Source organism: Enterobacter cloacae complex sp. P1B (assembly GCF_014982345.1).
Taxonomy (GTDB): Bacteria; Pseudomonadota; Gammaproteobacteria; order Enterobacterales; family Enterobacteriaceae; genus Enterobacter; species Enterobacter bugandensis.
In genome coordinates this window covers 22676-36787 of the sequence record NZ_JADCLF010000016.1, presented here as the reverse complement: position 1 = coordinate 36787, position 14112 = coordinate 22676, and the positions used below count along the sequence as shown (strand labels likewise).

The following is a 14112-nucleotide window of genomic DNA, read 5'->3' as shown; positions in this document are numbered from 1 at the left end:
CCGCTTTTACCGTTTCCATTACACCTTGACAACAAATATTTAGCTTTCGTCTGATTTTCTCATTCAAATGCATGAAGTTCACTGTGAGACTCATACCTGTCGTCTCTGGCGGGAGGAGAAAAAGGATGAGCTGGTCAGTTTTCAGACAAGACGATGAATTTACATGCGTTGACCACTTCCCCTGGCCGTAGTCGATGATATGATGGCGGCAATTTTTCTCTCTTTAATGCTTACGATTCGTTGAGAACCTGAAAATGTTTAAAAAACTCTTCTTTCCGTTGGTAGCCCTTTTTATGCTGGCAGGCTGTGCGACTCCGCCTACCACTATTGATGTCTCACCAAAAATCACCCTGCCTCAGCAGGACCCAAGCCTGATGGGCGTCACCGTGAGCATTAACGGTGCCGATCAGCGTCAGGACCAGGCGCTGGCAAAAGTGACCCGCGACAACCAGCAGGTGACGCTGACCGCGTCCCGCGACCTGCGCTTCCTGCTGCAGGAAGTGCTTGAGAAGCAAATGACCGCTCGCGGCTACATGATTGGCCCAAGCGGCGCGGTTGATCTGCAGATTATCGTCAACAACCTGTACGCAGACGTCTCTCAGGGCAACGTGCGCTACAACATTGCGACCAAAGCGGATATCGCCATCATTGCCACCGCGAAGAACGGCAACAAGATGACCAAAAACTACCGCGCCAGCTACTCTGTTGAAGGCGCGTTCCAGGCCTCTAACAAGAATATTGCTAACGCCGTTAACAGCGTGCTGACGGACACCATCGCCGATATGGCGCAGGACACCAGCATTCACGACTTTATCAAGCAGAACGCACGTTAATCCTGCTCACTGACCCGGTGCTTCACCGGGTCAGTTCATAAGAACATGTCCAGTCACTACTTACGCATTTTCCAGCAACCGAAATCAGCGATTCTGCTGATCCTCGGCTTTGCCTCCGGTTTACCCCTCGCGCTCACCTCCGGCACGCTTCAGGCGTGGATGACGGTTGAGAACATCGATCTCAAAACCATTGGTTTCTTCTCGCTTGTCGGTCAGGCGTATGTCTTTAAGTTCTTGTGGTCGCCGGTGATGGATCGCTATACGCCGCCGTTTCTGGGGCGTCGTCGCGGCTGGTTAGTGATGACACAGGTCCTGCTGCTGCTGGCGATTGCGGCGATGGGCTTTCTTGAGCCGACCACACAGCTCCGGTGGATGGCCGCGCTTGCGGTGGTGATAGCCTTCTGTTCCGCCTCTCAGGATATCGTGTTCGACGCCTGGAAGACGGACGTGTTACCTGCGGAAGAGCGCGGTGCCGGTGCGGCGATCAGCGTGCTGGGCTATCGCCTCGGGATGCTGGTCTCCGGCGGGCTGGCGTTGTGGCTGGCCGACCGTTATCTCGGCTGGCAGGGTATGTACTGGCTGATGGCTGCCCTGCTCATCCCCTGCATTATCGCTACGCTATTTGCACCCGAACCGAGCGACGTCATTCCGGTTCCCCGCTCGCTGGAGCAGGCCGTGGCCGAACCGCTGCGTGACTTTTTTGGCCGCAACAATGCCTGGCTGATCCTGCTGCTCATCGTCCTTTATAAGCTGGGCGATGCCTTTGCCATGAGCCTGACCACCACCTTCCTGATCCGCGGCGTCGGTTTTGATGCCGGTGAAGTGGGCGTGGTGAATAAAACGCTGGGACTGTTTGCGACCATCGTCGGTGCGCTTTACGGCGGCGTATTGATGCAGCGCCTGACGCTGTTCCGCGCGCTGCTGATCTTCGGCATCCTGCAGGGCGCATCTAACGCGGGCTACTGGCTGCTGTCGGTGACTGACAAGCATATGTTCAGCATGGCCGCGGCGGTGTTCTTTGAAAATCTCTGTGGCGGCATGGGGACGGCGGCGTTTGTCGCCCTGCTGATGACCCTGTGCAATAAATCGTTTTCCGCTACGCAGTTTGCGCTGCTCTCGGCGCTCTCGGCCGTTGGCCGCGTGTACGTAGGTCCGATTGCCGGCTGGTTTGTGGAAGCCCACGGCTGGCCAACGTTTTATCTCTTCTCGGTCGCGGCTGCCGTGCCGGGGATTTTATTATTGCTGGTGTGTCGCCAGACGCTGGAATATACCCAGCGGACCGAACACTTTATGCCGCGTACTGAATATCATCGCGCCTACCGATTTGCGTTACGTCTGCTAATGGCGGGCTGCGGCGCGCTGGCGCTATGGCTTGTGGTACTTATCGTTAACGCCAGTACGTCTCTGGCGCTCCCCCTCGAAGCTCTTCTGCTGGATGCAGGAGCCCTGCTGGCCATCGCCGGGATCCTGACGGGCGGTTTGCTCGATTTTATGGCATTGCGTAAAACGCAGATGACCTGAAGAAAAAGTGAAAGGTTATTTCCCGTTGTAATCACTAACCGAAATTATAACGGTGAAATAGCCAACAGCCGCTAAAAAAAATATTTGTTGTTTTGTGCGGGATAGGATTTGGAAATTATTGGAGCCAATTCCAAAACGCTATTTTTCATTAAACGATTCAGCATTGGAAAGTTTGATTTTTCGTTTTTTAGATGTCTTTTTATTGATAATTAATTGTTAATTTTTTGTATATTTTTAACAATGGTTATACCAATTGCCCCTTTTAGGGTATGCTTGGGGGTCCTTTCGTTATAAAGCCCATATCATGCGGCTTCGGTCATAAAAACCGACATAATCTGCAACACTTGTGACACGTGCGGCAGAACCCGGTAACACCTTCCTGACACAGGCCTAATGATGTTTACAGTAATGTAACCTTCCCGTAAAATGCCCGCACACTTTAAACGCCACCAGACTCCCGTGGAATTGAGGTCGTTAAATGAGACTCAGGAAATACAATAAAAGTTTGGGATGGTTGTCATTATTCGCAGGTACTGTATTACTCAGTGGCTGTGATTCTGCACTACTAGACCCCAAAGGACAGATTGGACTGGAACAACGTTCACTGATATTGACGGCTTTTGGCCTGATGTTGATTGTGGTTATTCCTGCCATTTTGATGGCTGTTGGTTTCGCCTGGAAGTATCGTGCGAGCAATAAAGATGCGAAGTATAGCCCGAACTGGTCACACTCCAACAAAGTTGAAGCTGTGGTCTGGACGGTACCTATCCTGATCATCCTGTTCCTTGCCGTACTGACCTGGAAAACCACTCACGCACTTGAGCCAAGCAAGCCGCTGGTTCACGATGAAAAACCTATTACCATTGAAGTGGTCTCCATGGACTGGAAATGGTTCTTCATCTATCCAGAGCAGGGCATTGCTACCGTGAATGAAATCGCCTTCCCGGCGAACACTCCGGTTCAGTTCAAAGTGACCTCCAACTCCGTAATGAACTCCTTCTTCATCCCGCGTCTGGGTAGCCAGATTTACGCGATGGCCGGTATGCAGACGAACCTGCATCTGATCGCGAATGAAGCAGGCACCTACGATGGTATCTCCGCCAGCTATAGCGGCCCGGGCTTCTCAGGTATGAAGTTCAAAGCTATTGCGACGCCGGACCGTGCCGCTTTCGACCAGTGGGTTGAAAAAGCGAAACAGTCTCCAAACACCATGTCTGACATGGCGGCGTTCGAAAAAGTGGCTGCACCTAGCGAATACAACAAGGTGGAGTACTTCTCTAACGTGAAACCAGATTTGTTCAAAGACGTTATTGGCAAATTTATGGATCACGGCAAGAGCATGGACATGACCCAGCCAGAAGGCGAGCACAGCGCGCACGAAGGTATGGAAGGCATGGACATGAGCCACGCGGAAACCGCTCACTAAGGGGCCGAGGAAGAAAATGTTCGGAAAATTGACACTGGATGCAGTGCCCTACCATGAACCGATTATCATGGTTACGGTGGCTGCAATTATCATTGGTGGCGCGGCCTTAGTTGGCCTGATCACTTACTTCGGTAAGTGGAGCTACCTGTGGAATGAGTGGCTGACTTCGGTTGACCACAAAAAACTCGGTATCATGTACTGCATCGTCGGTATCGTCATGTTAATTCGTGGCTTTGCGGATGCAATCATGATGCGTAGCCAGCAGGCACTCGCGTCTGCGGGCGAAGCCGGCTTCCTGCCACCGCACCACTACGATCAGATCTTTACCGCCCACGGCGTTATCATGATCTTCTTCGTGGCGATGCCGCTGGTAATCGGTCTGATGAACGTTGTCGTTCCGCTGCAGATTGGCGCGCGCGACGTAGCGTTCCCGTTCCTGAACAACTTGAGCTTCTGGTTCACGGTTGTCGGCGTTATCCTGGTTAACCTGTCACTGGGCGTGGGCGAATTCGCACAGACCGGCTGGCTGGCTTACCCGCCGCTTTCGGGAATTGAGTACAGTCCGGGTGTAGGCGTTGACTACTGGATTTGGGCGCTTCAGCTCTCCGGTGTCGGTACCACCCTGACCGGTATCAACTTCTTCGTGACCATCCTGAAGATGCGTGCACCAGGTATGACGATGTTCAAGATGCCGGTATTTACCTGGGCATCTCTGTGCGCCAACGTACTGATTATCGCGTCGTTCCCAATTCTGACCGTCACCATCGCGCTGCTGACCCTGGACCGCTACCTGGGCACCCATTTCTTCACGAATGATATGGGTGGCAACATGATGATGTACATCAACCTGATTTGGGCCTGGGGTCACCCGGAAGTGTACATTCTGGTTCTGCCTGTCTTCGGTGTGTTCTCCGAAATCGCGGCAACCTTCTCGCGTAAGCGTCTGTTTGGTTACACCTCTCTGGTGTGGGCAACCGTGTGTATTACCGTTCTGTCGTTCATCGTTTGGCTGCACCACTTCTTTACCATGGGTGCGGGCGCGAACGTAAACGCCTTCTTCGGTATCACCACCATGATTATCGCCATCCCTACCGGGGTGAAGATCTTCAACTGGCTGTTCACCATGTACCAGGGCCGTATCGTGTTCCACTCAGCAATGCTGTGGACCATCGGCTTCATCGTGACCTTCTCCGTAGGTGGGATGACCGGCGTACTGCTGGCGGTGCCAGGTGCTGACTTCGTTCTGCACAACAGCCTGTTCCTGATTGCGCACTTCCATAACGTTATCATCGGCGGCGTGGTCTTCGGCTGCTTCGCAGGTGTGACTTACTGGTGGCCTAAGGCGTTTGGCTTCACGCTGAACGAAACCTGGGGTAAACGCGCGTTCTGGTTCTGGATCATTGGCTTCTTCGTGGCGTTTATGCCGCTGTACGTGCTGGGCTTCATGGGTATGACCCGTCGTCTGAGCCAGCAGATCGATCCGCAGTTCCACCCAATGCTGATGGTTGCAGCGGGCGGTGCAGCGCTGATTGCCTGCGGTATTCTGTGCCAGCTGATTCAGTACTACGTGTCCATCCGCGACCGTAACCTGAACCGCGACCTGACCGGTGACCCATGGGGTGGCCGTACGCTGGAGTGGGCAACCTCTTCTCCACCACCGTTCTATAACTTTGCCGTAGTGCCGCACATTCACGAGCGTGACGCATTCTGGGAAATGAAAGAAAAAGGTGAAGCGTACAAGCAACCTGAGCATTACGAAGAGATCCATATGCCGAAAAACAGCGCTGCGGGCATCGTGATTGCCGCTTTCGCAACGGTATTTGGTTTCGCAATGATCTGGCACATCTGGTGGATGGCGATTGTTGGCTTCGCTGGCATCGTAATCAGCTGGATTGTGAAGAGCTTTGACGAGGACGTGGACTACTACGTACCAGTCCGTGAAGTTGAAAAGCTGGAAAATCAGCATTTCGACGAGATTTCTAAAGCGGGGCTGAAAAATGGCAACTGATACTCTGGCGCACTCAACTGCCCACGCGCATGAACATGCGCACCATGATACAGGACCGACCAAAGTCTTCGGTTTCTGGATCTACCTGATGAGCGACTGCATTCTGTTCTGCTGTCTGTTCGCGACCTATGCCGTTCTGGTGAACGGCACAGCGGGCGGCCCGACCGGCAAGGACATCTTTGAACTGCCGTTCGTTCTGGTTGAAACCGCACTGCTGTTATTCAGCTCCATCACCTACGGCATGGCGGCTATCGCCATGTACAAAAACAACAAGAGCCAGGTTGTCTCCTGGCTGGCGTTGACCTGGCTGTTTGGTGCTGGCTTTATCGGGATGGAAATCTATGAATTCCACCACCTGATTATGGAAGGCTTCGGTCCGGATCGCAGTGGCTTCCTGTCCGCGTTCTTCGCGCTGGTGGGTACCCACGGTCTGCACGTGACCTCGGGTCTGATCTGGATGGCAGTACTGATGTTCCAGATCTCCCGCCGCGGCCTGACCAGCACTAACCGTACCCGTATCATGTGCCTGAGCCTGTTCTGGCACTTCCTGGACGTGGTATGGATCTGCGTGTTCTCTGTTGTCTATCTGATGGGGGCGATGTAATGAGTCATTCTAACGATCATGGCGCTTCCCACGGCAGCGTAAAAACCTACATGACAGGTTTCATCCTGTCGATCATCCTGACGGTGATCCCGTTCTGGATGGTGATGAGCGGTTCTGCGTCCAAGCCGGTTATCCTGGGAGCAATCCTGGTGACCGCGGTGATTCAGATTCTGGTGCATCTGGTTTGCTTCCTGCACATGAACACCAAGTCCGATGAAGGCTGGAATATGACTGCCTTTATCTTTACCGTGATTATCATCGCTATCCTGGTAGTCGGTTCCATCTGGATTATGTGGAACCTCAACTACAACATGATGGTTCACTAAGAGCGGCGAGTATGTTTAAGCAATACCTGCAAGTCACGAAACCAGGCATCATCTTTGGCAACCTGATCTCCGTAATCGGAGGGTTCCTGCTGGCCTCTAAAGGCAGCATTGATTACACCCTCTTTATTTACACGCTGGTCGGTGTGTCACTGGTGGTTGCGTCCGGTTGTGTATTTAACAACTACATCGACATGGATATCGACAAGAAGATGGAAAGGACCAAAAATCGGGTGCTGGTTAAAGGCCTGATTGCCCCTTCCGTCTCGCTGGTGTACGCCACCTTGCTGGGTATTGCTGGCTTTATGCTGCTGTGGTTTGGTGCTAACCCGCTGGCCTGCTGGCTGGGGGTGATGGGGTTCGTGGTGTATGTAGGCGTCTACAGCCTGTATATGAAGCGTCACTCCGTCTACGGCACGCTGATTGGTTCTCTCTCCGGCGCTGCGCCGCCGGTGATTGGCTACTGCGCCGTCACGAACGAGTTCGACAGCGGTGCGCTGATCCTGCTGGCTATCTTTAGCCTGTGGCAGATGCCGCACTCCTATGCCATCGCGATTTTCCGCTTCAAGGATTATCAGGCAGCGAACATTCCGGTTCTGCCGGTCGTGAAGGGCATTTCAGTTGCCAAGAACCACATCACGCTCTACATCATCGCTTTTGCCGTGGCAACGCTGATGCTTTCTCTGGGCGGTTACGCCGGATATAAATATCTGGTGGTAGCGGCCGCGGTGAGCGTCTGGTGGCTCGGCATGGCCCTGCGCGGCTACAAGGTGGAAGATGACAAAGTCTGGGCACGCAAGCTGTTTGTGTTCTCGATTGTCGCCATCACCTCCCTGTCCGTAATGATGTCCGTAGACTTCATGGTGCCGGACTCGCAAAACCTGCTGACTTACGTCTGGTAAGTTTATGTGATGATGAAAAGGGTGCTTCGGCACCCTTTTTTATTCACGAAATCTATTAATTACGCATGTAATATTTGTTAAATAAGCCTTTATTTACCCCGCCCCTTCCCCGCACTACACTATGGCCTGCTTTTGAACTGAGGTGGTAATGAACGATTATAAAATGACGCCAGGCGAGCTGCGTGCGACCTGGGGTTTAGGGACTGTTTTCTCGCTACGGATGCTTGGCATGTTTATGGTCCTGCCCGTTCTGACCACGTATGGCATGGCGTTACAGGGTGCCAGCGAAGCGCTGATTGGTGTGGCGATCGGTATCTACGGCCTGGCGCAGGCAATTTTCCAGATCCCTTTTGGCCTGCTCTCTGATCGGGTGGGCCGCAAGCCGCTGATTGTCGGCGGGCTGCTGGTCTTTGTGCTCGGGAGCGTTATTGCCGCCCTCTCCCACTCCATCTGGGGCATTATTCTTGGCCGCGCCCTGCAAGGGTCCGGTGCGATTGCCGCCGCGGTGATGGCGCTGCTGTCAGATTTAACCCGTGAGCAAAACCGCACCAAAGCGATGGCGTTCATCGGCGTGAGCTTTGGCGTGACGTTTGCGATTGCGATGGTGCTCGGTCCCATCATTACGCACAAACTGGGTCTGCATGCCCTGTTCTGGATGATTGCGGTGCTGGCGACCATCGGGATCGCACTCACCCTGTGGGTTGTGCCAGACAGTAAAAATCACGTCCTTAACCGTGAATCCGGGATGGTTAAAGGCTGCTTTAGCAAAGTCATCGCCGAGCCGCGTCTGCTAAAGCTTAACTTCGGCATTATGTGCCTGCATATTCTGCTGATGTCCACCTTTGTTGCCCTGCCCGGTCAGCTTGCCGCAGCAGGTTTCCCGGCGGCCGAGCACTGGAAAATTTATCTGGTCACGATGCTGATTTCGTTTGTCTCTGTCGTGCCGTTCATCATCTACGCCGAAGTGAAGCGCAAAATGAAGCGCGTCTTCGTGGGCTGCGTGGCGTTACTGCTGATTGCCGAGATCGTGCTGTGGGGTGCCGGCCCGCACTTCTGGGAGCTGATCGCAGGCGTGCAGTTGTTCTTCCTGGCGTTTAATCTGATGGAAGCGCTGCTGCCGTCACTGATCAGCAAAGAGTCCCCCGCCGGTTACAAAGGCACGGCAATGGGCATTTACTCCACCAGCCAGTTCCTCGGCGTGGCGATCGGCGGCTCGCTTGGCGGCTGGGTCGACGGCCTGTTTGATTCACAAACCGTATTTCTCGCGGGCGCGCTGCTGGCAACAGTCTGGCTGCTGGTCGCCAGCACCATGAAAGAGCCACGTTACGTGAGCAGCCTGCGGGTAGAAATCCCGGATGACGTGGAGATTAGCGACGCGCTGAAGCAGCGTCTGGAAGGAAAAGAAGGGGTCACAGAGGTACTGATTGTTCCCGAAGAGCGCAGCGCTTATGTCAAAATTGACAGCAAAGTGACGAACCGCTTTGAGGTGGAGCAGGCGCTGAAGGCCTGAAAAAAAGCCCGGTTGAACCGGGCTTTTTTGTCTTAATCACGGAAGTTTTTAAACTGGAACGGCTGTCCCAAATCCCCGCCGCGCACCAGCGCCATCACGGACTGGAGGTCATCGCGAGATTTACCGGTCACGCGAATTTCTTCGCCCTGGATCTGCGCCTGCACCTTCAGCTTGCTGTCTTTAATAAGCTTCACGATCTTCTTCTGCACCGCGCTCTCGATGCCCTGCTTCAGTTTGGCTTCTACAAACCAGTTCTTACCGCTGTGGACAAACTCGTCCGGCACGTCCAGAGACGTTCCTTCGATGCCACGTTTTAACAGCTTGGCACGCAGAATGTCGAGCAGCTGATTCACCTGGAAATCAGACTCGCTCAGCACCTTAATGGTCTTATTTGCGTCGTTCAGCTCAAACGACGCCTCAACGCCGCGAAAATCGAAACGTGACTCAACTTCGCGGGTTGCGTTCTCAACGCCGTTGCGAACTTCCTGGATATCAACTTCGGAAACAATATCGAAAGATGGCATCTTTTCTTCTCCCTTCACTTTTGTTGCGTTGCATAATACCCGCTACGAGGCATAACTCAACAGAAGCTTAGCTGTATAATTAAGCTGTAACACCTGGCGCAGTTGCAGGTGAGGAGGAACAATGAAAATTACGGTGCTCGGATGCGGAGCGCTCGGCCAGCTGTGGCTGACCGCGCTGTGCAAGCACGGACATGAGGTTCAGGGCTGGCTGCGCGTGCCCCAGCCCTATTGCAGTGTCAACCTGATTGGTGAAGACGGAAGCATTTTTAACGAATCTCTCACCGCGAACGATCCTGATTTCCTGGCGCAAAGCGACCTGTTGCTGGTGACGCTCAAGGCATGGCAGGTCTCAGATGCGGTTAAGACTCTGGCCGCGCAGCTCCCCCCCACGTCCCCCATTCTGCTGCTGCATAACGGTATGGGAACCCTTGATGAGCTGAAAAGCGTCCCGCAGCCTCTGCTAATGGCGACCACCACCCACGCTGCGCGTCGCGACGGGACTATTATCGTGCATGTCGCCAGCGGCGTGACGCACATCGGCCCGGCCAGAACACAGGATGGCGACTACAGCTATCTGGCCGATGTTCTGCAAAAGGTCTTGCCGGACGTCGCCTGGCACAACAACATCCGCCCTCAGCTGTGGCGCAAGCTGGCTGTAAACTGCGTGATCAATCCGCTGACGGCGCTGTGGAACTGCCCGAACGGGGAACTGAAAAACCATCCGCAGGAGGTGGCATCCCTGTGTGCAGAAGTCGCGTCGGTCATTGAGCGAGAAGGCCTGCACACCTCAGCAGAGGATTTACGCTGTTATGTCGAGCAGGTTATTGAGAGTACGGCTGAGAACATCTCCTCGATGCTGCAGGACGTTCGGGCATTACGCCATACGGAGATAGATTACATTACCGGCTATCTGCTAAAGCGCGCCCGCTCGCACGGCATCGCCGTGCCGGAAAACGCCCGTCTGTATGACCTGGTTAAACGTAAGGAGAGTGAATATGAGCGCGTCGGCACTGATTTGCCTCGCTCCTGGTAGCGAAGAGATGGAAGCGGTCACCACCATTGATTTACTGGTACGTGGCGGCATTAAGGTAACAACCGCCAGCGTAGCCAGCGACGGCAATCTGGCAATCACCTGTTCACGAGGGGTGAAAATCCTGGCAGACGCACCGCTTGTCCAGGTTGCTGACGGCGATTACGACATCATCGTCCTGCCCGGCGGCTTAAAAGGCGCGGAATGTTTCCGCGACAGCCCGCTGCTGGTTGAAACCGTGCGTCAGTTTCATCTGTCCGGCCGCATCGTCGCGGCAATCTGTGCCGCCGCTGGAACAGTTCTGATTCCGCACGACATCTTCCCCATCGGCAATATGACCGGCTTCCCGGGGCTTAAGGATACGATCCCGGAAGAGCATTGGGTGGATAAACGCGTTGTCTGGGATCCGCGCGTCAACCTGCTGACCAGCCAGGGACCCGGCACCGCGATTGATTTTGGCTTAAAGATTATTGATCTGCTGGTCGGGCGGGAGAAGGCCTACGAAGTGGCGTCGTCGCTGGTGATGCCGGCGGGGATTTATAATTACTATGAAGAGTAGTGCATAAAAAAAGCCGGGTGGCGCGAGCTAAAAGCAAAACGGCAACCTTTGGTTGCCGTTTTTAATGTGAGGGCACCAGGCCGCACGCTACGGACGATACACCTTCACATTCGCGAATCCCTGCTCGCGCAGGTACAGCGCCTGCAGGCGGCTCATCACCCCGCGCTCACACCACAGCAGATACGTTTTGCTCTGATCGAGGTCGCCAAACTTAGTGCTCAGCTTGTAGAACGGCAGAGAAACCACCTCTACGCCTTCAACCTTCAGCGGCTTGTCATCCTGCTCGTCAATGGAGCGGATATCCAGAATCGCATCGTTCGCACCGAAACCGCTCACGGTTTCCACTTCAACCACTTCCTGCTCGGTCTGCTGGGCAATCTCGCGGATGTCGATGTTGGACGCTTCTGCCACTACTCTTTCCAGGATGCTGAAATCGAAGTTCTCTTCTTCCGCTTCGACCTTCGCCTTCACAGCCTTGACGGTCGGGCTTTTAGAGATCACACCGCAGTATTCCGGCATGGTGCGGGCAAAGTCTTCGGTGCCGATTTCGCGCGCCAGGTCGATGATGTGCTCTTTATCGTGGGAGATCAGCGGACGCAGGATCAGCGTATCTGATACGTTGTCGATCAGACGCAGGTTGGTCAGCGTCTGGCTGGAGACCTGGCCCAGCGCTTCGCCGGTGACCAGCGCCTGCACGCCATAGCGCTCGGCGACTTTGGACGCCGCGCGAACCATCATACGTTTGAGGATCACGCCCATCTGGCCGTCGTCCACTTTTTCAAGGATTTCGCCCACTACCGGCTCAAAGTTGATCGCCACAAAACGCACGCGGTGGGAACTGCCGAAGCGGTTCCACAGGTAATGCGCCACCTGACGAACGCCAATTTCATGCGCCGCGCCGCCCAGGTTGAAGAAGCAGTAGTGCACGCGGCAGCCGCGACGCATCAGCATGTAGCTGGAGACGCCGGAGTCGAAGCCGCCTGAGATCAGCGACAGCACATCTTCCTGCGTGCCGATCGGGAAACCGCCAATACCTTCATAACGGCCCTTAACCAGCAGCAGACGATCGTTCTCGATCTCAAGGTTAACGGTGACGTCCGGGTTAGTCAGGCGCACGCGCGCCGTCTCAACGTGCTGGTTCAGACCGCCGCCGACGTAGCGCTCGACTTCAATCGAGCTAAACTCGTGCTTACCGCGACGCTTCACGCGCACGCAGAAGGTTTTGCCTTCGATCTGATCGCGGTACTGTACCAGCGCCTTTTCGAAGATATCGTGCATATCGCTGAACGGGACGTCTTCCACTTCCAGAATATGGTGAATACCTGGAATACGGGTCAGCGCGTCGCGAATATCAAGGCGTTTGCTTTCGTCTTTCGCGCGGACTTCAACGTGGTCCCAGTGACGCACCACGGCGAGCGTTTCGTCGTAGTGTTTTAATACGTTACGAATGTTCCCGGTGAGAATTTTAATAAAGCGCAAACGCACAGATTGGCTTTTGATGGTGATTTCAGGGAACAATTTAATGATAAACTTCATGGCGGCAATGTTTCTTAGGCAAGCTTATAAAGGCTTGTAGTGGAAAATGATACAGCAGCCCACACCCGTGGCTGCATCCAGGCGCGCAAGTATACCACCATCGCGCCACTCGCGTTATTTGATAATTGCCCCGAGTCCGTTACCATGTTGGGGCGAAGAATATAAGAGTTAATTCACTATGCCGAAGAAGAACGACGCACCGGCCAGTTTTGAAACTGCGCTGAGTGAGCTTGAGCAGATTGTTACCCGCCTCGAGAGCGGCGATTTACCGCTGGAAGACGCCCTCAACGAATTTGAGCGCGGTGTGCAGCTTGCGCGCCAGGGGCAGGTAAAACTCCAGCAGGCCGAGCAGCGTGTGCAGATCCTGCTTTCCGACAGCGAAGACGCTAAAACCACGCCATTCACACCGGACGCCGAGTAAATGGATTTTACCAACGCGCTTCAGGCGCGCGTCGTTCGCGCCAACGACGCCCTGCGCCGTTTTATTGCGCCGCAGCCTTTTCAGAACACTCCACTGGTTGAAGCCATGCACTATGGCGCACTCTTAGGGGGAAAACGCCTGCGTCCGTTCCTGGTGTATGCCACGGGCAACATGTTTGGCATCAGCGATAATACGCTGGACGCCCCGGCTGCCGCCGTGGAGTGCATCCATGCCTACTCGCTGATCCACGACGATCTCCCGGCGATGGACGACGACGATCTGCGCCGGGGTCAGCCAACCTGCCACATTAAGTTTGGCGAGGCGAATGCCATTCTGGCGGGCGATGCCTTGCAGACGCTGGCGTTCTCGATTCTCAGTGATGCGCCGATGGCGGAAGTGGCCGACCGCGACCGCCTGGCGATGATCTCCGAACTGGCAATGGCCAGCGGCGTGGCCGGCATGTGCGGCGGTCAGGCGCTGGATCTTGAAGCGGAAGGACGTCAGGTTAATCTGGAACAGCTGGAGCGTATTCATCGCCATAAGACGGGCGCGCTTATTCGTTCCGCCGTTCGCCTGGGCGCGCTGAGCGCGGGTGAGCAAGGGCGCAAAGCCCTGCCGATTCTGGACAGATACGCAGAAAGTATCGGTCTGGCATTCCAGGTTCAGGATGACATTCTGGATGTGGTGGGCGATACTGCAACATTGGGTAAACGTCAGGGTGCGGACCAGCAGCTTGGCAAAAGTACCTATCCCGCCCTGCTGGGTCTTGAGCAAGCCCAACGTAAAGCCCGGGATCTGATTGACGATGCCCGCCAGTCGCTGAATGAGCTGGCCGCGCAATCGCTGGATACCTCGGCACTGGAAGCGCTAGCGGACTATATAATCCAGCGTGATAAATAAACTATATATCTCGAT

Annotated in this window: 14 protein-coding genes; 12 read left to right on the top strand and 2 right to left on the bottom strand. The window is 54.6% G+C overall.

All coding sequences use genetic code 11. The features are described from left to right. Positions 1–254 precede the first annotated feature (254 nt). The 8 genes from INF77_RS18810 (at position 255) to INF77_RS18775 (ending at position 9127) form a co-directional block, all read left to right on the top strand. Positions 255–833: a lipoprotein gene (locus INF77_RS18810; protein WP_028012160.1), complete on the top strand. Its 579-nt coding sequence runs from the start codon at positions 255–257 to the stop codon at positions 831–833. A 45-nt stretch (positions 834–878) separates the two neighbouring features. Further along, positions 879–2354: a muropeptide MFS transporter AmpG gene (ampG, locus tag INF77_RS18805; protein ID WP_028012159.1), complete on the top strand. Its 1476-nt coding sequence runs from the start codon at positions 879–881 to the stop codon at positions 2352–2354. A gap of 478 nt (positions 2355–2832) precedes the next feature. Then, positions 2833–3780 (top strand): cytochrome o ubiquinol oxidase subunit II, encoded by a 948-nt coding sequence (cyoA, locus tag INF77_RS18800; protein ID WP_008503322.1) that lies wholly within the window; start codon positions 2833–2835, stop codon positions 3778–3780. A 16-nt stretch (positions 3781–3796) separates the two neighbouring features. Then, positions 3797–5788 carry a cytochrome o ubiquinol oxidase subunit I gene (cyoB, locus tag INF77_RS18795; RefSeq protein WP_028012157.1) on the top strand — a complete coding sequence of 664 codons (1992 nt, stop codon included), beginning with the start codon at positions 3797–3799 and terminating at the stop codon, positions 5786–5788. Beyond that, positions 5778–6392 (top strand): cytochrome o ubiquinol oxidase subunit III, encoded by a 615-nt coding sequence (locus INF77_RS18790; protein WP_003859057.1) that lies wholly within the window; start codon positions 5778–5780, stop codon positions 6390–6392. The genes cyoB and INF77_RS18790 overlap by 11 nt, the downstream gene beginning before the upstream one ends. Next, positions 6392–6718, top strand: coding sequence for a cytochrome o ubiquinol oxidase subunit IV (locus INF77_RS18785; RefSeq protein WP_006176899.1), 327 nt, complete (start codon positions 6392–6394; stop codon positions 6716–6718). Before INF77_RS18790 ends, INF77_RS18785 begins: the two co-directional genes overlap by 1 nt. An 11-nt stretch (positions 6719–6729) precedes the next feature. Then, on the top strand, positions 6730–7617 hold the full coding sequence (gene cyoE, locus INF77_RS18780; protein WP_003859062.1) for a heme o synthase: 888 nt from the start codon (positions 6730–6732) through the stop codon (positions 7615–7617). A gap of 148 nt (positions 7618–7765) precedes the next feature. Next, complete coding sequence (locus INF77_RS18775; protein WP_193532875.1) at positions 7766–9127, top strand: MFS transporter; 1362 nt, start codon at positions 7766–7768, stop codon at positions 9125–9127. 32 nt (positions 9128–9159) lie between these two features. On the opposite strand, the gene INF77_RS18770 is transcribed toward INF77_RS18775, so the two are convergent. Further along, on the bottom strand, positions 9160–9651 hold the full coding sequence (locus INF77_RS18770; RefSeq protein WP_023293165.1) for a YajQ family cyclic di-GMP-binding protein: 492 nt from the start codon (positions 9649–9651) through the stop codon (positions 9160–9162). A gap of 121 nt (positions 9652–9772) precedes the next feature. Here INF77_RS18770 and panE point away from each other — a divergent pair, with 121 nt between their 5' ends. Continuing rightward, positions 9773–10684 carry a 2-dehydropantoate 2-reductase gene (gene panE / locus INF77_RS18765; protein ID WP_041911083.1) on the top strand — a complete coding sequence of 304 codons (912 nt, stop codon included), beginning with the start codon at positions 9773–9775 and terminating at the stop codon, positions 10682–10684. Continuing rightward, entirely contained in the window at positions 10647–11240 is a 594-nt protein-coding gene (gene yajL / locus INF77_RS18760; protein WP_045259897.1) for a protein deglycase YajL, read from the top strand. The genes panE and yajL overlap by 38 nt, the downstream gene beginning before the upstream one ends. A gap of 87 nt (positions 11241–11327) precedes the next feature. Here the strand turns inward: yajL and thiI are convergent, their stop codons facing one another. After that, complete coding sequence (gene thiI / locus INF77_RS18755) at positions 11328–12776, bottom strand: tRNA uracil 4-sulfurtransferase ThiI (RefSeq protein WP_193532874.1); 1449 nt, start codon at positions 12774–12776, stop codon at positions 11328–11330. 178 nt (positions 12777–12954) lie between these two features. Here thiI and xseB point away from each other — a divergent pair, with 178 nt between their 5' ends. Both xseB and ispA read left to right on the top strand, forming a co-directional pair. Continuing rightward, entirely contained in the window at positions 12955–13197 is a 243-nt protein-coding gene (gene xseB, locus INF77_RS18750; protein WP_003859094.1) for an exodeoxyribonuclease VII small subunit, read from the top strand. Then, positions 13198–14097 (top strand): (2E,6E)-farnesyl diphosphate synthase, encoded by a 900-nt coding sequence (gene ispA / locus INF77_RS18745; RefSeq protein ID WP_041911085.1) that lies wholly within the window; start codon positions 13198–13200, stop codon positions 14095–14097. It abuts the gene before it with no gap. Positions 14098–14112 lie beyond the last annotated feature (15 nt).